This window comes from Paenibacillus wenxiniae (genome assembly GCF_039822605.1).
In the GTDB taxonomy this organism is placed as follows: domain Bacteria; phylum Bacillota; class Bacilli; order Paenibacillales; family Paenibacillaceae; genus Saccharibacillus; species Saccharibacillus wenxiniae.
Window position 1 is genome coordinate 92,604 of the sequence record NZ_JBCGUH010000009.1, and the last position, 22,455, is coordinate 115,058.

The following is a 22,455-nucleotide window of genomic DNA, read 5'->3' on the forward strand; positions in this document are numbered from 1 at the left end:
AGAGTGTACATACTTGCTATTACCCAGCTCTGCTTCAATTCGATAGCCCGCTAACTTTGGGTCTCATAAACAGAGCTACAGTGCAAAAGATTCACTCTGCTGCACATCGATCGGAAACTCCTATTTTGACACACTTTAACCGGATTGACAATTGATCTGGCGCAGTGATACTATAGGATTATTATAATACACACTAAACTTATCGGAATTATTTAATTTTAAATAGAACGCCGGTTAAAACTTCTATATATGCTTCATCATACAATGTTCACGTACAGGAGCAAAATGCGGGTATATCTGTCGGTGTATCAGCATACGCTAACACGCGAATGCAGCATATATCGTGTACGAAACTAGCATCTTTTAAGGAGGAGTTCATTATGGAACGCAATATTACGATTCGTCATCATGAGGTTGATCTGGCTGCGAGTATACATTATCCGGTTGCAGACCATAAGCCGGAAGGCAAAGGAAAAGGTCGAACTCCGCTAATCGTGATCTGTCACGGTTTTGTAGGGAATCGGATCGGTACGGATCGCTTATTTGTCAAAAGTGCACGCAAGCTGGCGAACGAAGGCTATATGGTTGTACGCTTTGACTATGCAGGTTGCGGAGAAAGCACAGGTGAATATGGTCAGCAGGGATTAGAATCGATGGTCGAACAGACGCGTACCATTTTGGATTATGTAATGAATTGCAATGATATTGATCCGACTCGGGTCACCTTACTTGGACATAGTCTGGGCGGAGCTGTCGCTATTTTGACTGCGGTACGTGATCGACGTGTGAACCATCTGGTGTTATGGTCGCCGGTCGGTCATCCATTTAATGATATCGTCAAAATTGTTGGCAGAGAAACGTATGACCAGGCGGTATTGGAAGGCGAAGCTGATTTTCTCGGTTATGGCTTTGCACCGGAGTATTTTGAATCGCTCGGTCATTTCCAGCCGTTTCAGGAAGTACGCCGTTTTCAAGGCGATGTGCTTGTGATTCACGGAACGGGAGACGATGTGATTCCAGTTGACTATGCCTTTTTATATCAAAAGGAATTGTGGACACGGAGCGAAGGTCGTTGTGACAAAGAGATTATTTTCCAGGCAGATCACACGTATTCGTCAGGACCCCATCGCCGCGAGTTGTTGGAGCATACATGCAAATGGTTGTCAGAGCGTTCCGCTGCACAGACGCAGTGGCAGCATTGGATGATCTAGCGCAGTACTGAATGATATCGTACTGAATGATATCATCTAGTACTGGAAGGTTTAGCGCAGTATTAGATGATCTTATGACTGTATGATCTTATGATAGCAATGAACGATCTAACATCACATGATCTTGTGCGATACTCAACGGTCTAGCCCAGCTGATGAAAAAGGTCGCTGCATGTGTATGATCCATATTAGAAGTCACCGCACGATAACGCATACCTAAAATAGGCAAAATACTGTACACTTTGCCAAAGTACGATGCCCGTGGTATGGTAAAGAAACATTAGCAGCATAGGCGTATGCCTGTCATGCTAGATCTATACAGCAAATAGTAGCTGCTACACATTAGCGATATTGTACGATATCGCTATAACGTACATCTGCATAACGAACGAGCCGACTATGCGTTACAAAGCAGCATAGCGTGGCAGCAATTTCACTAGGGGAGCCTTGATGGCTGAGACGGATACGATATTCGGACCCTTGGAACCTGATCTGGATCATACCAGCGGAGGGAAGTGGAAGATGACTATTCATTTCAACTTATGAGGCGGACTCAGACTGTAAGGGTTTCCTCAACAATAAGTGAACGGATATGACCCACCTTTCTCTCACGGGAGATCGGTGGGTTTTTTGTTGTATATGGGGTTGTGAGGTAGCAAATTGCCAGGTAAAGCGGGTATCGGTGGTATAGCGGAAAGTCAGCATACTGGGGATGTACAGACTGCTAGTGATACACAGACCGCTAGCCCTAGCCCTGTAAAGACTGTTGACGATGTAAAAACTGCTAAGCTGAGACAGCTAGAGCTGGCATAGCAGTAGCCGTATACCTGTTCAGGGACAACGAGGAAGAATCAAAATGATATCTGGGAGGCGAATGAAATGTCATTTTTACAGCAAGTACGTAGCGTGAATCCGCTTATACACAATATTACGAACGTGGTCGTTACGAATTTTACCGCGAATGGATTGCTTGCGCTGGGAGCTTCGCCATTTATGGCGTTTGCGCATGAAGAAGTCGAGGATGTAGCGGCGATGGCAGGCGCGGTCATGCTGAATATGGGAACGCTTGACCCGTATACGGTACAGTCGATCAAGCTAGCAGGGAAGGCGGCGAATCGTGCAGGTGTACCGGTTGTATTTGATCCGGTCGGTGCAGGGGCGACCTCGTATCGTACCGCTTCCGCGCATGAGATCGTCGCTGAGGTGAAAGTGGATATTTTACGAGGCAATGTGGCAGAGATTGCGCATGTGATCGGCGAGAACTGGCAGATCAAAGGCGTAGATGCTGGCGGAGGAACCGGAGATCGGAAGGAACTTGCTTTGCGAGCGGCACGCAAGCTTGGCTGTATTGTTGTCATTACAGGCGAACAGGATATCGTGACCGATGGCGTGCAGGTGAATACCGTCAGTAACGGACATGCGCTGCTTACTCAAGTTACAGGTGCGGGCTGCCTGCTCAGTTCTGTCGTTGCTGCCTTTGCTGCGGTGGTGAACGATACCGAGCAACGTCTGAAAGCGGTAACCGAGGCGGTAGCGTGTTACGGACTTGCTGCTGAGCTGGCGGCTATCGATGCGGGTGGACAGGGAACAGGCAGTTTTCAAATGGCATTTTTGAATCGATTATCTATGGTTACACCGGAGCAGGTGGATGGGCATTGTCTTATTCAGCGACATCTGGATTCGGCACATGAAACGAAGCATTGAGGCGACCCATGATCCATGTTCACGATTGGATTGACAATAGACAATAGCAAATGGCAAAGGAGCGAAAGATGATGCATATCCCACAAGCATTAACGATTGCCGGCTCAGATAGTGGAGGCGGAGCAGGCATTCAAGCGGATTTGAAAACATTTCAGGAGCTGGGCGTATATGGTATGTCTGTCATTACAGCAATTACCGCGCAAAATACAGCAGGCGTACAGGGTGTCTATCCGGTCGAAATGGCAGGTATTGTCCAGCAGCTGCATTCGATTGGAGATGATCTACAGCCTGTTGCGGTTAAAACAGGCATGCTGTTTAGCGCCGAGATTATTCGCGAAGTGGCGCAAGCGGTACAAGCCTATGGCTGGACGACACTGGTGATCGATCCGGTGATGGTAGCCAAAGGCGGTTCGGTGCTGCTGCAAGAACAAGCGGTACAGGCGCTTATTCAGGAGTTGCTTCCATTAGCAGCAGTCATCACACCCAATGTACCTGAAGCAGAGTTACTGATCGGCAGACCGATTCGCACGCTGGCTGAACGCGAACAAGCAGCAAGCCAGCTGATCGATATGGGCGCGCGTGCAGTTGTGATCAAAGGCGGTCACGATACCTCTACCGCACAGGCGATCGATGTACTGTACGACGGACGCAGCTTTCACTATGTAGAAGGGCCACGTATCCATACGCCGCACACGCACGGAACAGGCTGTACTTACTCGGCTGCGATCACAGCTGAATTGGCGAAACATAACGATCTGCTCACCGCTGTGCAAACTGCCAAAGCATTTGTGCACGCTGCGATTGAGGATGGACTGGGCATCGGCTCGGTGCACGGGCCGACCAATCATTTTGCTTATCGACAAAGGAGGGCTGTACGATGAATCAATCGTCATTGTCGGATAGAGATGAAGATAGAGATAGAGCCAGTCAACACGAATTGTGTGAACATTTGCAATCCCAGTTCATAGCCAATTCGGTTTGCCAGCATACACAATTGGATGGAGTGGACGCATCTGCTAGCCATGATTCTGCTGATGATCGCATTTCTGGCGATATGCTGCTTCCTCGCATCGGTACAGCGGAACGTATCGATTGGATACGTGCGCGCCTGTCGCTCTATCTCGTTATGGGCAGTGTGAATTGTCACCAATCGCCAGAACAGGTGCTAAAACAGGCGATAGCGGGCGGAATTACAATGTTTCAATATCGGGAAAAGGGCAAACAAGCGCTACGCGGGCAGCAGTATGTAGAGCTGGCGCGGCGCTTGCAGGATATTTGTCGCACCCATCATGTCCCCTTTATCGTTAATGACGATCTTGAATTGGCGCTGACGTTAGATGCAGATGGAGTACATGTGGGACAGGATGACGCTCCAGCAGAATGGATACGCCAGCGTCTCGGTCCCAATAAAATCGTGGGCGTATCTGCCCATTCGCTAGTGGAAGCAAGCCGTGCTATCGCCGCTGGAGCAGACTATCTTGGTGTCGGTCCCGTTTACCCGACGGTCTCCAAAGAGGATGCACAGCCGGTACGTGGTACCGAAGTGATTCAACAATTGCGCCGCTCAGGTCTGACCATTCCCGTGGTTGGCATCGGCGGAATCAATGAGCATAATGCAGCGCCGGTAATCCGCGCTGGCGCGGATGGAGTGGCCGTCATCTCGGCGATTGCGGCAGCTGATGCACCTGCGGAAGCGGCGCATATGTTAAAAAAGACGATTGTTCAATATTTATAGTTGCCATTGTTGATTGTCCCCCTTACAATGCTCGGTTGAAGGTTGAAGGTTGAAGGTTGAAGGTTGAAGGTTGAAGGTTGAAGGTTGAAGGTTGAAGGTTGAAGGTTGAAGGTTGAAGGGGTTCCTTTTAGCTAAAGGTTGCTCACTGCCGATTCATTTGAGTTGCTGTCTGTATTTCCCTATAATTGGATTGGAAAATCTCCTGTGTCGATCGAAGCGAATTGCTATGGTATGCAACAGACGCTGCCCGTTTCCAGATTGAAGCAGATACGTAAAAGGTAGCCGTAATGTCTGTGCAGTACACATCCATACAGGAGAAAGTGGCGAAGCAATGCTGGAAGGAGCAATCTATATGCTGAAGGAACGAATTCAATATTTGTGTGACAAAAAGCAGGTGACGCGCAAAGAGCTGACTGACGGGCTGGTGACTCAGGCGCATTTTTCCAACATTCTCGCCGGTCGTTATGCGTTGCCGGATGATCTGGCGGAGGAGATGGCACAGCGGCTTGGTGTAGAAACCGACTATATTGCACAGACCGACAATACCGATGCATCTACATTACAAGAAGCGGAGCGTATTTTTGAAATATTAACGGCACAGGCATCGGCGATTCCAGAGCAGCAGGTCAATGATCTGCCGGATCGGCACCCTGCGCTGACCGTAGAGCTAACAACTGCACTTATGAAAGCGACATATTATCAGCAATTGAACGATCCGGATGCTTATCAGTATGTGCATCAATCGTATTTGAACTTTTATTTGGAGCATTTTGGACGGCCGGATCAAATTCAGCTGCCTGTACCGCTGCTCAAAGCACTGTTATTTTATAAAATACAGCGTTTTCGTTCGCTGGGGCAGTATTACGATGTGCTGTATCAATTGGAACTATGGCTGCCCCTGCTGGATCAAGGCAATGAAATATGGCTGACTGCACAGCAGATTAGTATGGAAGCTTATGTACATACGCGGCAGTTTGAACAAGCGAAAACGGCTTTCACAAAGATGACTGCGCATATTTATGAGCAGCGCATGTTCCATCGTTTATCCGGTCTGTATGTGCTGTACAGTGGGTACTGTTTTTCGATGGAGTGGACGCAGGAAGCGCTCACTGCACTGGCGATGGCTGAAGCGCATCTCGTTCATACACAGCACCAGAGTGATACGCTAAGCGCGATTATGAACAATCGTATCATTATGCTTACACGCAGCGGCGAAATGGAGCAGGCGGAACAGGAGCTTACTCGTTTTCAAGCGATATTACAGATGCAATCAGAAGAAGCACAGAAAGGATGGGAACCGATAGTACTCGTCTATCGCTGTGAGATTGCCTTAACACGCAAAGACTGGGGCACGCTTGTATCGCTATTAGATCGGCTACGTAACTGCACTTTGGCAACAGATCAGCAGATGGCGCTTTGTTTTTATGAAAGTCAGCTATCGTTGTCTTCGGGACAGCATGAGTCGTTTGTGGAGCGGGCGCTGCAATGTTTGCCGTATTTTGAAGGGATTCGCCAGCAGGATCGGCTTAGTGTGCTATATGAAGGTTTGGCGACGGTGGCGGAGGAACAGCGACGGTACAAAGATGCAGCGCTGTATTATCGTAAGCTGGTGTATGTGTTGCGTCATGCCTGAATAGGTGGAATGGCAAAATGATGGCAGGGGGGATATGACTCCCCTCTTATTTCTGCTTTTTATCGAATTTTTGTTCTTCATCAAAAATGAAATGCTGTTGTTCATGATTGGCATGGAACGATCCAATGAATAAACGACCCAATGAATAAGCAACAAAATGAATACAGTAGACGATATATTCAGCTTAAAAACTTCCCCATTCGCCTTAGTTGACCGCAAAATCATGTGGATTTCGATCCAATTGAACAATATACAGCTGGAAATAGCCTATTTAAATATGGATATTTTACGGTTTGTTTGCGAAAAATTCCTTTTCATATGCAAAAAAGATGTCATTCGCTCGTACTCAAGCAGGCAAAATGCCTGCTTTTTTGTATGTCCCCCAATGTATTGTGATGATCGACAGCCGTTTCTATAATGAAATTAAGCAGCACACAGTTATCGATAACTTATTGTACAAGCGACTAGATCAATTCAACGTAGAATCATTATTCCAACTTCAGACCATTCAAACGTAGAGGAGCGTGTTATCATGATGAAATTTTTTAAAAAGAAATCCGAACCGACCGACCGATTACAGCAGGCAGATGCGGCACTAAATAAAGGACTGAGCGGTATGCTGATCAAAGGACTCGTTCCAAAAGAACAACGGCAGCAAATGAATGCCGGACTCGAATCCGCCAAGCAGATGCAAACCGCAGCATCCGGAAGCGCAGCGATCACGGCTATGGCTACTGTCGTATCGGTCAAGGATACCGGCAAGCTGGTCAATTTTGATCCGATTGTGGTGCTGACGATGGATGTGGTCGAAAACAGCGGTTCCCGCTATTCCCATAGCATGGAGACGCTCGTTCCAAAAATGCAAATTCCACGCCCTGGCGATGTGATCGGACTCGGCACCCATCCAGCGCATCCATCCTCGTTTATTTACATGGGACGACTTGACTAAACAGGGAGTGTAGCCTTCACCATTGCAACGAAGAACGAAGAACGAAGAACGAAGAACGAAGAACGAAGAACGAAGAACGAAGAACGAAGAACGAAGAACGAAGAACGAAGAACGAAGAACGAAGAACGAAGAAATTTATATAGGAAATGAGGAATGAATAATGATTAAAATGCTGACAACAACGGGTATACTATGTATATTAGCAGTAGCACTTCTGCCTCTTTACGCCAACTTCACCGGTAATGGTGTAACTTCCATTACCGATGCATCATGGTACAAACCACTCCTGTACATTGGCATCGCATTGGTGTTCATCCCATCTATTCTAGGCACCGTGTTCAGCTTACGTACGATCAAATCTGGTGAATCGGCAGTGGGCTTGATCCGTCGTGTGCAGCAAACAGGCACTTACGTCAACGAGCAGCCACAGCTAAATATCGAGGTGATGGTAACGCGTCAAGGGCAGCAGCCCTATCCAGCCTCTTTTCAAGCGATTATTCCACAAACCTCCATTCCGCAATTTCAACCGGGCAGTGTGATTCCATTACTCGTCTCTGCCCAAAATCCTGCTAAAGTCGGTCTGGATCGTAACGGTCAAGTATCGCAGGAGCAAATGCAGTCTTTGCTTAACGAGCAGATGATTCGGCAGGGCGTAGCGCCAGAAACGATGGAGATTGCACGTAACGGAGAACAGTTATATGCCAAAGTATTGGATGTCGTGCCGATGGGGAACAGCCGCGATGGCAAAATTCCACTACAATTGACGCTTAGCGTGACCACATCAACCGGAGAAACACGTACAATCCATACGCAAAAAGATATTTTTGAAAGCAGCCTGTCCCAGATACAGCAAGGACATATTATTCGCGTCATGTACTCGTCCAAATACCCAGATGACGTTGCTCTGATGCTCCAAACGGGTGAGCAAGATCTACAGCGCGCTTTTGGCGGACAGACCGACCGAGCATAAAGGATGAGCTATTTCATCATGCTCCTGCCTATCATTCTGTCGATGGTGGTGACCTTATTCCGCACAATCCGCGCACCATCATGTTTACAACCAATAGCCAGCCTCGTTCTAACGGAAATTCCGCATAGATGAGGCTGGCTATTGATTTAAAAGATACTGCTCTTATATGTTCTACAGCGTGGTTTTAAGGTCAGGCAGTAACCAGGGCGTGTATGCAAACTTGTATGGATACACGCCGAAGGGGGGCTGTCCCAGCAAAACAGTTTGTGTATACGATCTGGCGAACCTATCCAATTTTACTCAGGCGGCGCTATGCTTAGGTGCGGTCGGTGTGCTGCCCCCGTGTTTCGGTTGCCGTTTGAAAATATGTGCTCTCAAGTAAGGCAGCACCCAGCGGTCGAGACCGATTCGGCCGGCATTGGCACCAGCTACGACGATGAAAATTTCGAGCAGGATCAGATACGGGTTGGTGCTGATCGTACCCGAGAATAGGAACGCAAAGTTCATCACCATGCCCATAAGCGCAGCGATCGTTGTAAATGTACCGAGAATCAAGCCAAGACCAACGAGGAATTCGCCAACAGGCACAAGGATATTGAACAAACCTACATTCGGAAGCGCAAAATGTTCGAGGAAGCCTGCCCATGCCGCTTTGACGACCGGTTTTTCCCCGGTACTCATCGAAATTGCATTGGTAAGGAAGCCACTAGCATCGAAGCCGCCAGTCAGTTTGCCTCAGCCGCCATGAATCCATTGGAAGCCGACATAGAAACGGAGAACGGTTAACAGCCACATCGCTACTTTATTTTGTCTGAGCCAGGTATTCATATTGTATACACTCCTTCGTCATCATCTATTTGATGACTTTATTTTAAAACATGATTAAAATTTAATATGTAAAAAAAATCACAATCATTGTTTGATTTCATTGTTCGTTATGTTTAATTTTCATTCCTGGTTATTGAAGTTAGGAAAAGACAGAACAATATAAGTCTGTACATGTAGACAAGAGGCAATAAAAGTACATTTTGCTCATAGGAAATATACTTTAGTTGGTTCCGCTGGCTGGATTGCTATGTATATAATGAGAATATTGCCGATATATGGAATGAGTTATGTTTTATACTTGTTTATTTTGCGTGAACAACATGACTGACAACAATCGTCTGTGTAGTAAGGAATATATGTGATGCCTGAGTCGTGTAGGAGTGATGGTGTACCCGTAATGCTGTTTGAGTAATGGCATTTGAGAAACACGCAATTAGGGAAACAAGGGGAGCGATAATGCTACTTCGGGTTGGAAGTCTATAACGGTAGGCTCGAGCTTTGGGGTGAAGGGGGAGCAGTATAATATGAGTAAAGGGATAAGGTGTTTGAGGTGGGAGAGATCGATGTTGCCGATAGTGTTGGGAGTGGCGCTAGTGGCTTGTCAATCGGAGTCGAAGCCGGAAGCTGTTGCACCTGTGGCTCCAGCGCCGGAGCAGCAGACGGAAGCACTAACTCCAGAATTAGAGCCGAAACCGGTTTATACGGCACCACTGACAGGAGAAATGCAGGAGCAGTCTGATGCTGCACGTCCGCTTGCAGTAATGATCAACAATGCGCCCGCAGCGCGTCCGCAATCCGGGCTGTCGGAGGCAGATATGGTGTACGAGGTGCTAGCCGAAGGCGGGATTACGCGTCTGATCGCTGTGTATCAGAGTTATCATGGGGACGCGACGATTGGGCCGGTTCGGAGTATTCGACCTTATTTGATCGGTATCGGGGATTCGCTACATGCGCTACTTGTACACGCAGGTGGCAGTACGGATGCCTATGCCATTTTGCAAGGTGGTGGACGAGAGCATCTGGATGAGATTACGAATGCAAGCGCTCCGTTCTGGCGTGATTCCAGTCGCAAAGCTCCACATAATCTGTATACAAATGAAATCAAATTGCGCGAAGCAGCTGCAAAAAAGGGATATGCGGAAAAAGTTGATATTCCAGCCTTTCCTTTTCTAAGCGCATCGACTGGGGAGGCGGCTTTGCCTGATTCTACTAATGATGGTTCCGACTCCTCATTAACAACAGAAACGACAAAAAAATTAGAATCAACAGAACTAATAGAACCGACAGAAACGACAGGAGCACAAGGAACAACAGAAATAGAGCGTACAGATAAAGCAGCTGCACAATCTTCATCTGGATCTGCATCTGACGCAACTGCTTCAACAACGACATCAAGCTCACCAGACAGCATCTCAAACCGATCCACTTTATCGCCTTCTGTCTCCAACGGCACATTAGCCAAATCGAACAGTACAGCCCAAGCGAAAGCTAACGGATCAGCAATCTCAACACAATCAGCGCGTCAGATCGAGCTGCGTTTTTTACTAAAAAGCTACAAGGTCGGTTATACGTATAACGATGCTACAGGTTTGTACACTCGCCAGGTTAACGGCAAAGATCATATCGATCTGAACACCAATAAGCCGCTTACGACTGCCAATGTGATCGTGCTCGCAGGCAGCTATAAAGTGCTGGACGATATTGGACGACTTAGCTTGAATCTAAATGCTGGTGGTCAAGCGCTATTGTTCCAGCAGGGTAAAGTGATCCGCGGCGAATGGAAACATGACAAAGGCGATGCCATCCGCTTTTATAGCGAAGGGCAAGAGGTGCCGCTTATAGCTGGAACGACCTATTACAATATTGTGCCGGATACCCCTTCTTTTAACGAACACCTGACGATTGACGGAGAAAAATGGGACTGATTTGGATATAAAAACCATTTTCTGGTGTAATAGGTATCATATAGACCGGGTTTGTATGAATTTTGTATGAGAAATGTGAATCATTTAATAAGCTATTCTTTACAAAATGGTACACAGATTGATAAGATAACAAGGGTTGTTATCGACGCCAGATTTGTGTTTAAAATGCACTTTGTCGACAATATTCGGCATAATTGTGAAAAGGGGTTAGAGAAATGCGTATTAAAAAGAAGGATATCTTTTTTGAGACGCTGGAGAATATGGCGGATACGATCGTACAGGCCGCAGATTACTTCGCTGAACAAATTGCGAGCCTGCAAGATATTCCACAATTCACCAAAACGATGAAAGACTATGAAAATAAGTGCGATTCGTACACGCATACGATCATCACTGAATTGAATAAAACGTTCATCACACCGCTGGAACGCGATGACATCATGGATCTGACCACAACGATGGATGATGTGATGGACGGTATGGAAGCTTGTGCTTCCCGTTTTGATATGTATCATATGAGCACGCCAGACAAGCATATTATTCGTTTTGCTGCGATTTTGCGTGAGTGTGCTTTTGAAATCCATAAAGCGATCCACCTGCTGTCCCAGAAAAAGTTGCTGGCGATCCGTGAACATACGATTCGTCTGAACGATCTGGAAAATCAAGGCGACGATCTGATGCGCGATTCCATTAGAGAACTGTTCGCTACTATAAAAGACCCGATCGAGCTGATCAAACGCAAAGAAATCTACGAGCGTCTGGAGTCAACGACTGACGCCTGCGAAGACGTAGCCAATATGCTGGAATCTATCATCATGAGTAACTCCTGATGACAGACAGGAAACCGAACCGACATGTGCAAGGCTGGTTCGTTTTTCTTTTGTCACCAGAACGTAATCCGGTTTATACGACGCACTAACTATGCGAACTATTGTTGCAGTTCAGCCAAGCAAGACCAATTTATCATTAACAGAAGCTGATGATTTTGCGGCATGCAAAATCTCACGATATTAAGGAGGTAATGTCATCCGGGCCTGCAGGAGTGGAGGAATCACCGGATGATGAATGATTATGGTAGAAACCTCATTACTGGTGCTCGGAATCGTCGTGTTTTTGGCACTGGCATTTGACTTTATCAATGGATTCCATGATACAGCCAATGCGATTGCCACATCCGTATCGACGCGAGCATTGCCACCGCGTACCGCCATTCTAATGGCAGCCATTATGAACTTTGTCGGTGCGATTACATTTACCGGTGTGGCGAAGACGATCGGGGGAAGCGTTGCCGATCCAGCGAAGCTGGATAACGGGATCGAGATCGTGATCGCGACATTGATTGCAGCTATCATCTGGAACCTGGCAACATGGTGGTTCGGTATTCCATCTTCGTCCTCGCACGCACTGATTGGTGCACTTGCAGGTTCGGTACTCGTCGGCGCAGGCTCTGATTCCGTCAACTGGAGCGGCTTTGGTAAAATTGTCGAAGGTTTGCTGCTGTCGCCACTAATTGCCTTTGTTGTCGGGTTTATCGTCATGCATATTTTAAAATGGATTTTTGCCAAACGCAGTCCGCATAGCGTAAACAAAGGCTTCCGCACGATGCAGATTTTGACCGCAGCGTTGCAGTCCTTTTCGCACGGAACGAACGATGCGCAAAAAGCGATGGGGATTATCACGTTCGCACTCGTAGCTGCGGGTGTGCAGGATAATCTCGATGTACCGCTCTGGGTAAAAATTTCCGCTGCAACCGCGATGGCACTCGGTACATCGGTCGGTGGTTGGAAAATCATCAAAACGATGGGTACGAAAATTTTCAAAATCGAGCCGATCAACGGCTTTGCTGCTGATGCAACTTCCGCTACCGTTATTTTCACAGCGACGCTAACACACTTGCCGGTAAGTACAACGCATGCTGTAACGTCCGCGATTCTCGGTGTCGGCGCTGCCAAGCGCTTCCGTGAAGTGAAATGGGGACTGGCAGGACGAATCGTCATCGCATGGGTCGTTACGATTCCGATCGCTGCTTTGCTGGCAGGACTTATCTACAAATTGCTGTTCGATCTGTTCTAAGTGATACGATCAACAGACTAAACGTGGATATAGGCTAAAAATAGAGGTGTGAGCAAGCTCGTAGGATAGGAATTGCATAGAAGGAAGTAGTTGCAGTCCTACAACACAAGTTGGCCACACACTTGGAACCAAAACATGGAATTTCCGCCGTTGCATCGTAACGGCGGTTTTTTATGTCTTCTGCGGCTGGCTGAAATTCGATCTGACTCATTCCTATATGATATACTCGCGACAGATTTATGAAGCATGATTTTATCGAAAAGAGGGCGAACCTGTTGATACGTATACTCGGCATCACAGCAGAACACGAAATTGTGGACAATGTACCGCTAGAAGATATCCATTCGGACCAATATGCCTGGTGCTGGGTCGATTTTGATCAGCCGACGAAGGAAGAAGCAGAACGGCTGAGCAGCTTTTTTCATTTTCATCCTCTGGCGATTGAGGACTGCATGCATTTGCTGCAACGTCCCAAAATGGATTATTACGGTGACACCCAATTTCTCGTTTTACATACAGTGAAGCGAGATACGCTAAATGCGGAAGAAGTCGATCTGTTCATTAACGAGCGTTTGATTGTTTCCTTCCATTCGCAGCAGCAACGCGAAGTCGATAACGCATGGGAGCGCGTACTGAGCTATCGGACAACGAAACGTCCCGTCTGGATGCGAGGTCCTATCGCAGTAGCCTATCTGATCATCGACAAAATCGTTGACGAATACTTTCCATGTGTATTCGATATTGAGGATGAACTCGATACACTGGAAAAGCTAGGTCCCAGCGAAGCCGTCGATGAGCTGCTTAATCAAGTATTCGCCCTGCGATCTCGCTTGCTCAAGTTGCGTCGTACCATTATCCCGATGCGTGACCTGATGTATCGTGTGATCAACTCGCAACATATCCAGCAGATCGACGAGCATCATTCGTACTTTGGCGATATTTATGATCACCTGCTCAAACTGTCCGATATGATCGAGTCGGATCGCGAAATGACATCCGATCTGCGAGATAGTTATATTTCGCTCAATTCCAATCGGATGAACGGCATTATGAAAACACTAACTGTCATCACCACGGTTTTCATGCCTTTAACCTTAATCGCAGGCATCTACGGTATGAACTTCGACAACATGCCTGAACTGCATTGGAAATATGGCTATTTTGCTGTATTGATCCTAATGGTAGCGCTCGGTGCAGGGATGATGATGCTGTTTACGAAGCGTGGTTGGTTTAAGTAGTTTAAATATGTGTTCGTCTTTGCTGATCTGAGGATGGGTACTGGTGTAAAGGTAGGGATAATTGAGTCGTTAAATGAAGATTGTACACGCAAATGGACATTGTGGAATAGCAATCACGCTGTGAAAGAATAAGTGGATGGATTCCCGTCTTGCACAGAAATCTACGAAATAAAAGCCAATGTAGATTTTTACGTTCTACTTGAGGACATCACCGTATTCCTTGCCGGAGCGGTTGAAGCGATTCGCAAACTATATTTGCATACGTGCAAAATGCCAAATAAACCTTTATGGATACACAAACGCTTACTAAACATCATAACTATCTATATAAACATCACAACTATCTATAACAACCTACCAATCAAAAACGAATATTTTGTTACAATGAGCACTTTGTAAACTACCACCAACAGAGCAATGTTCACGCACCAACGCGCTCCATTTCATAGCCATCACTGCAAAGTTTTCACCATTATTTCCATAAACATCATTTTGCCAAACTGACATCAAGCCGTGTACACTGTCCACACTATGGAGAATGCCATTGGTAACGAGTTGATTCGTGAATTGGAAGTCACTTCGCTATTAGCCGAACATGACGCCGATCTATCATTTCCAATTGCTGTCCACACACCAAAGACATCATTTGAAAACGTCGCGTATTCCATTTTCATTTTCACCATAGCTTTAACGCAGTGACACCAAAGCGTCAGAGCGTTGTCATTCTGCAATACTGTACATCGTTAACGCTTGAAAAAACGAATGGTAATCTATACAATGAAATTACATTAACCGTAGTAGGGGATGATCTAATCGTGCAACTTAAAAAGCTTGATGATAAAAGCGTTGACCAATTATTCGAAGCGATTCTGACACTGAAGAATCTGGAAGAATGCTATATATTTTTCGACGATCTGTGCACTGTCAATGAAATTCAATCACTATCTCAGCGTCTGGAAGTTGCGCGCATGCTAGGTAAGGGAGCGACGTACAATCAGATTGAAGCAGAGACGGGTGCCAGTACGGCAACGATCTCGCGTGTCAAACGCTGCCTGAACTATGGCAATGACGGCTATAAGATGACGCTGGAGCGTCTGGGGAGATAATTCATGAGCAAACCGGGGATATTGATTATTAGTCATGGATCGCCGGAGTCGGAATGGATGCACTGGATCGATGAAGCGATCGAGCGTACTACGTTTCCGGCAGACTTGCCTGTATATAGCAGCTATCTGGACAATGTGCCAGGTAGATTGATACAGGATGGAATTGATGAACTGGAGCGACAAGGGGTAACCGATCTGCTGGTTATCCCCCTGTTTGTATCTTCAGGCAGTACGCATATTGATGAAATATCGTATGCACTCGGCGTGAAAGAAACGCCGGATAAAGAGACCGACCTTGAACCTTTTCGGATAACAGCGAAGGTTCATTTTGGTTATCCGGTCGATGATGATGAAGATATCGCTCATATGTTATGGGACAAAGTGAAGCATCTATCCGAAGATAAGACACGCGAAGTTGTGCTGATCGTCGGTCACGGTAGCATTCATCCCGGTTTTTTACATCGCTGGGTAAAAGGAATCGCTTCGTTATCCAGACGAGTAGGTGGTATTAGTGGAACAGCTTATGCCGACTATGCGCTGCTCAATCCGGATAGCCTGACACTGAAGACGAGAAAGTGGACAAAGCGTGGCTACCGCGTGTTGGTTGCCCCACTCTTTTTGAGCCGTGGGTATTTCCTGAACACCGTGATTCCTCGCCGTTTGGAAGGGTTAATTCATCAGTATGCAGGTGAAGCGCTATTGCCGCATCCACGCCTATCTCACTGGATTCAGCGTCAGGTGGATGTGCTGCTGGAACAGATGACGGTAACGAAATAAAACACAGCCCGGTCTGTTGGTTTGCCTGTACTCATAGCAGGTGAATTGGTTTGCGTTTTGCAACAGGCTTATCAACTCAACAATAGGTGGCATACAGGAATGAAAAGAGCGAGATTAATATACAATCCAACTTCCGGTCGTGAGGAAATGCGTCGCCGACTGGCAGATATTTTACAGCGTTTGGATCGCGGCGGCATTGAAGCAAGCTGTCATGCAACAACCGGTGAAAATGATGCAACTGAAGCGGCTAAGGATGCGATTGAACGTGGCGGCTACGATATGATTATTGCCGCCGGTGGTGACGGTACGATTTATGAAGTGATCAACGGTATGGCTGCATATGATAATCCGCCGCCGCTGGGCATTTTCCCACTCGGTACGACCAATGATCTGTCCCGTGCGCTTGGCATTTCGCGTAATTGGGAGACGTACTGTGATCTGGTGATCCGGCAACATACTCGTCCGATCGATATCGGGCGCGTGAACGATCGTTATTTTATTAATATTGCAGGTGGCGGTTCGTTTACCGAACTGACGTATGAAGTACCGAGCAAGCTGAAGACGATGATTGGCCAGATGGCTTATTATATGAAGGGCATCGAGAAAATGGTCAATCTGGCACCGACCGAGCTGATCATTCGCCCGGAAGGTATGGAGACGATCCATGATCAGTTTATGATCTTCCTCGTCGCAAACAGTAACTCTGTCGGCGGTTTTGAAAAGCTGGCACCCGATGCACGCATCGACGATGGCATGTTCGACGTAATCGCTGTGAAAAACTGTAATCTCGCCGAATTCATTCGTCTCGTCACGATGGCGCTGCGCGGCGAGCATCTGGACGATCCCAAAGTGCTCTATTTCCGCACGAGTCGTATGCATATCGAGGCTCCACAGGCAGATAAAGTGTTATTAAATCTGGATGGCGAGCTAGGTGGAAGTCTGCCAGGACAATTTGAAGTGCTGAAGCATAAGCTGCGTATTTTTGCAGCGAATTAGTACGATCGCAACGAATGTACAGCGTAGTATCTAATCAACCTTTTAGCACCACATTAACATTACAATCTCAAATGAGTCATAGTATCGAATGAGTGTCCTAGCAGCATAGTATCGAATGAGTGTCCTAACAGCATAGTATCAAATGAGTGTCCTAACAGCGAATGAATATCGCATTATTGAATAGAGTGTTCACCCAATGAAATGTGATCAAGACAGCAATGCAATACAGCAATGCAATACAGCTTTCACAATCCTTATCCCTGAATTTCTGAAAAGAAAGGAAGACGAGGGAGTTGTGGAAGCTTTTTTTATGTATTGATTGAGGAAAGAGTTAAAAAGCAAGCAAGTATTACTGCGCCAGTTGAATTTTTTTTTTGTATTGTTTGAGGGAAGAGTCAAGTAACATTATTCCGTATTCCGTATTCCGTATTCCGTATTCCGTATTCCGTATTCCGTATTCCGCATTCCGTATTCTATATTCCATACTCTCTATACTCACGCTCTTATTCCATATCTCGTATCCCGTCCCACACCCATATTCCATCCTATATTCCCAATCCCCTTTATGTCGCTTAACTTGAGTAGGCACGCTGTTACTAGTACACTAGATACAGATGGATTTTCGGCAAATGCTGGCGATATCGAAGCAGCAGCACTGTATAGCAACAACGATCAAACCAATTAGCGAGAACGACGCAATCATCCCACACAGCCCTATTTGCCTGCTGCCATTTCTGTCATTAAAGTGAGAAGAATACCTATCATTTACTCTACCATGCATACATTTGAAAGGAGCAACAGATCATGAGTACATATTCCAATTATCCCAACCTGCTACCTGAAACGAAGCTCAAACAATTAATTGAAAAATACGAAGCACCCGAGCTAGAGCCGTATTTACGCAATCATCAGCGTCCACTTGTAAAACTAATTCGCGGCGAGCAGGGACATGAACGTGTCGGACACTCGCGTTTTGGTGGAGCGCCGGATTTGCCGGAGCAACTGGAATGGCCACAATCGAAAAATGGTGAGCGGATGACCTTAATCGCCCAACTCAATCTAGCTCAATTACAGGCAGAAATACAGGATGAAGAGTATGGGGGTGTGCATAGCTCACTTTTGCCCCAGCATGGAATGTTATATTTCTTTGCCGGAGAAGGGGAGACCGCCCAAAATATCGAGCATCGGGTACTGTATTGGTCTGAAGCGGACATGTCTCAGTTAAAGTATCAGGAGTACGAAGAATTTACGATCTGGGAGGAAGAAGACGAAATTAAGTTTGAGGCTTATGAAGTTCATGCCCATGCTGATGTTGAGTTCCCGAACTACGGATATAGCACAGTGCATCTGTTGGATCAGGATACGTTAACCGATGAATCGGAAGAAAACTATATGCTCATTACCGAAGAAATGGATTGGAAGCCTGGGGATAAAATCGGTCAGTTATTCGGTTACGCCGAAGGTCAGCATGGCGACGACGAGCTGATTGCAACATCATACCTGTACAACGGCAAATATACGTATCGTCCAGACGATGATCGCAAACGACTGCTCAAACATTTTGACGGCGATGAAGCGCGTCTGCAAGAGGAGCTAGACAATGTGTATATGCTGCTTGAGGTAGATAGTGATCAAAAAATCGGCTTTGTGTGGTGGGATGCAGGATATATGCAATTTTTTATCCGCAAAGAAGACCTGCTCGCCGGTCGATTTGATCGGACGTTTTGCTCGATTTATTCTAGTTGAGCCGCTGTGTTGCAAGGAATAAGCACTTGCGAGGTTGCGAAATTTGGCAGTATGGTATACATGTTTAAGTATCATTTTATCTTGCTTGAGGTAACGGCTATGAGATCAGCATGTCGAGACGGTGGATCTAATCGATGAGAGCATGCAGCAGACATATAACTTCCTTATATTTTGCTAGGTTGCAAATGATGCCATGCTGAACCCGTTGTTGTGGATTTGCATTTAGGAATTCAAGCGATCTGAACTATACTTGTGTACTATGGTATGTGTTGAAAATGAAAACAATATAGTTTGCAAGTGGAAATGTCCAGTGAGAGCGATAGTACCAAAAGCAACAAACTAATAAGAGAAGAAAGAGAAGAAAGAGAAGAAAGAGAAGGTTTAAATAAGATACTGTTTGAACCTGCTCTTTCTTCATAACAGATCGTAAACCTATAACAATATGTACTCATAATCATATGCACTCACAACCACATCATAACGATCTATCACCAATACATCATTCATGCCTGCCATGACCTAATCACGATGTACCACTAACACACCATCCATGCCATGAATGAATATCTATCCTCAACACGTTATTCATTTCATGACCTGATAAAGATCTACCATCAACACATCATCCATGACAAACCCTATTCCTCACTTCCATCCATCAAACAAATTCCAATAATCCGCTGTGAAAGTAGCGATATGTATTGTAACGTCGTGCAGTTTTCTATACAATTTAGTAGTTGCCCATCCGGGCGTAACTCAAATTAAGATGGAAAATGGAGCAATGACCATGAATAACAACCGCAAAGGCGGTCACTCACATAAATCGAAATCCAATCGCCGTAAACCGGCAGCTGCATCCGCAGCACTCGCTAACGTGCCGGTAGCCAAAAATGATGAAATCGAGCTGGAGATGATCGGCTTAACGCACGAAGGCGAAGGTGTCGGTCGCGCAGACGGCTATACTTTATTCGTATCCGGCGCCCTGCCAGGTGAACGCGTGAAAGCGCGCGTACTCAAAACGAAAAAACAATACGGCTATGCCAAGCTACTCAATGTACTAAACGAAAGTCCAGATCGCTTACAAGCCCCTTGCCCAATCTACACGCAATGCGGCGGCTGCCAGCTCCAGCATATGAGCTATGCCGGACAGCTGGAATGGAAACGTCAGCACGTGATCGACAATCTGGAGCGGATTGGTAAACTGACTGTGCAGAAGCAGACAGAGTCGGATGATTCGGAAAGCACAGGGATAGCAGCTACAGCAACAGAAGGTATAGGAACAGAACGTACAGCAATCGAAAATAAGACGATACAATCAAGTGTGGATCAAAAGTTTCATTCTTCCGAGATTGAATCACATGCAACAGATACAGATACTGAACAAAAAGTAACAGACCAGGTATATATTACACATCCAGGTGGCGATGAAGCAGTTCATGCAGCTACTTTCACCCAATCAGACTCGTCTGCTGCAAAGCAATTTACAATGTCGGACGGTATCCGTGTACTGCCAACGCTCGGCATGACAGAACCGTGGCGCTATCGCAACAAAGCCCAAGTGCCCATCGGTCAACAGGATGGACAACTGGTCGGCGGCTTCTACGCACGTGGCAGTCACCGCATCATCGACATGCAAAGTTGCCTCATTCAAGACAGCCGTAACGATGAACTCGTGAACAAAGTCAAAGCGATTGGTCAAGAGCTGCATATCCAGCCCTATAACGAAGAAACAGGCGAAGGCATCCTGCGTCATGTCGTTGTCAAAATCGGTTTTGCCACGAACGAAATGATGATCGTACTCGTTACCAACGGCGAACGCCTGCCACGTAAACGGGAATGGATCGAACGTATCCGTGCCGAGATGCCACAGGTCGTGAGCATTTGCCAGAATATCAACACGAAGCAAACGAACGTTATTTTCGGCGATGAAACGCGCACGCTGTGGGGACGCGACGTAATCCACGATTATATCGGTGATGTAAAATTCGCCATTTCCGCGCGCTCATTTTATCAGGTGAATCCGGTGCAGACGGAAGTGCTGTATGAGAAAGCAGTGCAGTATGCGGGTTTGACGGGTAAGGAGACCGTAATCGATGCGTACTGTGGCATCGGTACAATCTCATTGTTCCTGGCACAGCATGCGAAACGTGTGTACGGCGTTGAAATTGTGAAAGAAGCGATTGAAGATGCACGTAAAAACGCCGAACTAAACGGCATGACCAATGTCGAGTTTGAAGTCGGCGCATCTGAGGATGTCATTCCACGCTGGAAAGAACAGGGCATCACACCAGACGTGATTGTGGTCGATCCACCACGTAAAGGCTGTGATCCGAGATTGCTGGAGACAATTATACAGATGCAACCGGAGAGGGTTGTGTATGTGTCATGTAATCCGTCGACACTGGCACGGGATTTGCAGGTGCTGGAGGAAGGCGGGTATCGGACAGTGGAGGTGCAGCCGGTGGATATGTTCCCGCATACGGTGCATGTGGAGTCGGTGGCGGAGATGCAACGCAGAGATACTTAGAAGACGGACTTCTAAGTATCTCTGCGCTGTTTATAACTTCTACGATAGAAGATTCTGATTTTAAAAATAATTTTCTAAAATAAACAATTGAGGTTTTGATCTGTAGGATCTTGTTTTAGAAATCGATAGTTAGATGTAGAGAGCGTTTTTAATTAGACGCTCTCTTTGATTTATATTCGGCAATAATATTTTATACTGACACAGCTTTAAATCATATATAATTCCTTTAAAAGGATATATTTTCTTTTTAGTGAAGGTTTTTGTAAATGAAAATCGAATATTACTATATCTGATATTTCATAAAAATATTCTACTGAATGGATGAACGAAAAGATGATGGTTATGAGAGACTCTGCATAACTAAAGATGGGTATTGGAATTATAGCTCAAATTTACATTTATATTCCAATTTAATATTTTTGTCCGTGACTGTATTAACAAATGATATTAAAGTGATTTTTTTAAAATAAAAATGGAGTCAAAGCGTCTCTATCAAGAATTTTCAGACATGTATTAGTTATTTATCAAGAAAATATCTATCTACGTCATTGCAAAAATTTAGAATGCTTTCTCTCACATAGCAAGTGGAAACGACTTCCTCCTACTCTTTATAACGTAGTAAAACAACACTGAGAAATTCTTATGGATTGAACCTATGCTGATTGCTTTTAAAAGTATTTAAAAGTGACTAAATATAATACTTTAAGATAATCCATAAAATCTATGCTGCAACCAAATTAAAGGAGGGAGTTCAATTGGAAGTAATGTTACCCAAACCGTTATACGATAAATTTGAAACTTTAGGACTTGACGTAGAAGTTTCACTTAACTGGGTACTTGGCTATGCTAGAAATGAATTTGTTCGGCAAATGGATCTTAGTATTTTAGTTTTCTCATTTAATGAAAGTGTAACTATTGATATTTCAGATGATCTAGTTCAGCAATTAAAGTTACATGCTCACCCTACGGTCAGCTTGAATGAAATTGCTTACTTATTTTGCTTGCTTGCATTTGCATTAGGAGGAAGTGAGTAATTA

Annotated in this window: 17 protein-coding genes, 1 pseudogene and 1 riboswitch; of the genes and pseudogenes, 17 read left to right on the top strand and 1 reads right to left on the bottom strand. The window is 45.8% G+C overall.

The window, feature by feature from the left end; all coding sequences use genetic code 11:
* The first annotated feature begins 380 nt into the window (after positions 1-380).
* The 7 genes from AAHF22_RS16540 to AAHF22_RS16570 all read left to right on the top strand — a co-directional run bounded on the left by AAHF22_RS16540 (position 381) and on the right by AAHF22_RS16570 (position 8,202).
* Positions 381-1,211, top strand: a complete 831-nt coding sequence (locus tag AAHF22_RS16540) for an alpha/beta hydrolase (RefSeq protein ID WP_347326130.1) — start codon at positions 381-383, stop codon at positions 1,209-1,211.
* A 428-nt stretch (positions 1,212-1,639) separates the two neighbouring features.
* Positions 1,640-1,742: riboswitch (TPP riboswitch) on the top strand.
* A 348-nt stretch (positions 1,743-2,090) separates the two neighbouring features.
* On the top strand, positions 2,091-2,915 hold the full coding sequence (gene thiM / locus AAHF22_RS16545; protein WP_347326131.1) for a hydroxyethylthiazole kinase: 825 nt from the start codon (positions 2,091-2,093) through the stop codon (positions 2,913-2,915).
* Between the two features lie 71 nt (positions 2,916-2,986).
* Positions 2,987-3,796, top strand: coding sequence for a bifunctional hydroxymethylpyrimidine kinase/phosphomethylpyrimidine kinase (thiD, locus tag AAHF22_RS16550; RefSeq protein WP_347326132.1), 810 nt, complete (start codon positions 2,987-2,989; stop codon positions 3,794-3,796).
* A 173-nt stretch (positions 3,797-3,969) separates the two neighbouring features.
* Positions 3,970-4,650, top strand: coding sequence for a thiamine phosphate synthase (gene thiE / locus AAHF22_RS16555; protein ID WP_347326209.1), 681 nt, complete (start codon positions 3,970-3,972; stop codon positions 4,648-4,650).
* Positions 4,651-5,002: 352 nt separating this feature from the next.
* Positions 5,003-6,283, top strand: a complete 1,281-nt coding sequence (locus tag AAHF22_RS16560) for a helix-turn-helix domain-containing protein (RefSeq protein ID WP_347326133.1) — start codon at positions 5,003-5,005, stop codon at positions 6,281-6,283.
* A gap of 532 nt (positions 6,284-6,815) precedes the next feature.
* Positions 6,816-7,232: a hypothetical protein gene (locus AAHF22_RS16565; RefSeq protein WP_347326134.1), complete on the top strand. Its 417-nt coding sequence runs from the start codon at positions 6,816-6,818 to the stop codon at positions 7,230-7,232.
* Between the two features lie 160 nt (positions 7,233-7,392).
* Positions 7,393-8,202, top strand: a complete 810-nt coding sequence (locus AAHF22_RS16570; RefSeq protein ID WP_347326135.1) for a hypothetical protein — start codon at positions 7,393-7,395, stop codon at positions 8,200-8,202.
* A gap of 300 nt (positions 8,203-8,502) precedes the next feature.
* On the opposite strand, the pseudogene AAHF22_RS16575 reads toward AAHF22_RS16570, so the two are convergent.
* Positions 8,503-9,030 (bottom strand): annotated as a pseudogene (locus AAHF22_RS16575) (DoxX family protein).
* A gap of 593 nt (positions 9,031-9,623) precedes the next feature.
* Here AAHF22_RS16575 and AAHF22_RS16580 point away from each other — a divergent pair.
* The 10 genes from AAHF22_RS16580 (at position 9,624) to AAHF22_RS16625 (ending at position 22,452) form a co-directional block, all read left to right on the top strand.
* On the top strand, positions 9,624-10,955 hold the full coding sequence (locus AAHF22_RS16580; RefSeq protein ID WP_347326136.1) for a DUF3048 domain-containing protein: 1,332 nt from the start codon (positions 9,624-9,626) through the stop codon (positions 10,953-10,955).
* A 215-nt stretch (positions 10,956-11,170) separates the two neighbouring features.
* Entirely contained in the window at positions 11,171-11,785 is a 615-nt protein-coding gene (locus AAHF22_RS16585; protein WP_347326137.1) for a DUF47 domain-containing protein, read from the top strand.
* 241 nt (positions 11,786-12,026) lie between these two features.
* Positions 12,027-13,028 carry an inorganic phosphate transporter gene (locus AAHF22_RS16590; RefSeq protein ID WP_347326210.1) on the top strand — a complete coding sequence of 334 codons (1,002 nt, stop codon included), beginning with the start codon at positions 12,027-12,029 and terminating at the stop codon, positions 13,026-13,028.
* A gap of 275 nt (positions 13,029-13,303) precedes the next feature.
* Positions 13,304-14,266 (top strand): magnesium/cobalt transporter CorA, encoded by a 963-nt coding sequence (corA, locus tag AAHF22_RS16595; protein WP_347326138.1) that lies wholly within the window; start codon positions 13,304-13,306, stop codon positions 14,264-14,266.
* Between the two features lie 815 nt (positions 14,267-15,081).
* On the top strand, positions 15,082-15,372 hold the full coding sequence (locus tag AAHF22_RS16600) for a YerC/YecD family TrpR-related protein (protein WP_188778663.1): 291 nt from the start codon (positions 15,082-15,084) through the stop codon (positions 15,370-15,372).
* 3 nt (positions 15,373-15,375) lie between these two features.
* Positions 15,376-16,149: a sirohydrochlorin chelatase gene (locus AAHF22_RS16605; RefSeq protein WP_347326139.1), complete on the top strand. Its 774-nt coding sequence runs from the start codon at positions 15,376-15,378 to the stop codon at positions 16,147-16,149.
* 99 nt (positions 16,150-16,248) lie between these two features.
* Positions 16,249-17,145: a diacylglycerol kinase gene (locus AAHF22_RS16610; protein ID WP_347326140.1), complete on the top strand. Its 897-nt coding sequence runs from the start codon at positions 16,249-16,251 to the stop codon at positions 17,143-17,145.
* 804 nt (positions 17,146-17,949) lie between these two features.
* Positions 17,950-18,891: a DUF1963 domain-containing protein gene (locus tag AAHF22_RS16615; RefSeq protein WP_347326141.1), complete on the top strand. Its 942-nt coding sequence runs from the start codon at positions 17,950-17,952 to the stop codon at positions 18,889-18,891.
* A 787-nt stretch (positions 18,892-19,678) separates the two neighbouring features.
* The gene (gene rlmD / locus AAHF22_RS16620; protein ID WP_347326142.1) at positions 19,679-21,418 is read left to right on the top strand and encodes a 23S rRNA (uracil(1939)-C(5))-methyltransferase RlmD; all 1,740 of its coding nucleotides are present in this window, start codon (positions 19,679-19,681) and stop codon (positions 21,416-21,418) included.
* Positions 21,419-22,173: 755 nt separating this feature from the next.
* The gene (locus tag AAHF22_RS16625) at positions 22,174-22,452 is read left to right on the top strand and encodes a hypothetical protein (RefSeq protein WP_347326143.1); all 279 of its coding nucleotides are present in this window, start codon (positions 22,174-22,176) and stop codon (positions 22,450-22,452) included.
* Positions 22,453-22,455 lie beyond the last annotated feature (3 nt).

Bases quoted from the DNA above. Each gene is read 5' to 3' on its own strand.
- AAHF22_RS16540 (WP_347326130.1), top strand. From the start codon at position 381: ATGGAACGCAATATTACGATTCGTCATCATGAGGTTGATCTGGCTGCG.
- thiM (WP_347326131.1), top strand. From the start codon at position 2,091: ATGTCATTTTTACAGCAAGTACGTAGCGTGAATCCGCTTATACACAAT.
- thiD (WP_347326132.1), top strand. From the start codon at position 2,987: ATGCATATCCCACAAGCATTAACGATTGCCGGCTCAGATAGTGGAGGC.
- thiE (WP_347326209.1), top strand. From the start codon at position 3,970: ATGCTGCTTCCTCGCATCGGTACAGCGGAACGTATCGATTGGATACGT.
- AAHF22_RS16560 (WP_347326133.1), top strand. From the start codon at position 5,003: ATGCTGAAGGAACGAATTCAATATTTGTGTGACAAAAAGCAGGTGACG.
- AAHF22_RS16565 (WP_347326134.1), top strand. From the start codon at position 6,816: ATGATGAAATTTTTTAAAAAGAAATCCGAACCGACCGACCGATTACAG.
- AAHF22_RS16570 (WP_347326135.1), top strand. From the start codon at position 7,393: ATGATTAAAATGCTGACAACAACGGGTATACTATGTATATTAGCAGTA.
- AAHF22_RS16585 (WP_347326137.1), top strand. From the start codon at position 11,171: ATGCGTATTAAAAAGAAGGATATCTTTTTTGAGACGCTGGAGAATATG.
- AAHF22_RS16590 (WP_347326210.1), top strand. From the start codon at position 12,027: ATGGTAGAAACCTCATTACTGGTGCTCGGAATCGTCGTGTTTTTGGCA.
- AAHF22_RS16605 (WP_347326139.1), top strand. From the start codon at position 15,376: ATGAGCAAACCGGGGATATTGATTATTAGTCATGGATCGCCGGAGTCG.
- AAHF22_RS16610 (WP_347326140.1), top strand. From the start codon at position 16,249: ATGAAAAGAGCGAGATTAATATACAATCCAACTTCCGGTCGTGAGGAA.
- AAHF22_RS16615 (WP_347326141.1), top strand. From the start codon at position 17,950: ATGAGTACATATTCCAATTATCCCAACCTGCTACCTGAAACGAAGCTC.
- rlmD (WP_347326142.1), top strand. From the start codon at position 19,679: ATGAATAACAACCGCAAAGGCGGTCACTCACATAAATCGAAATCCAAT.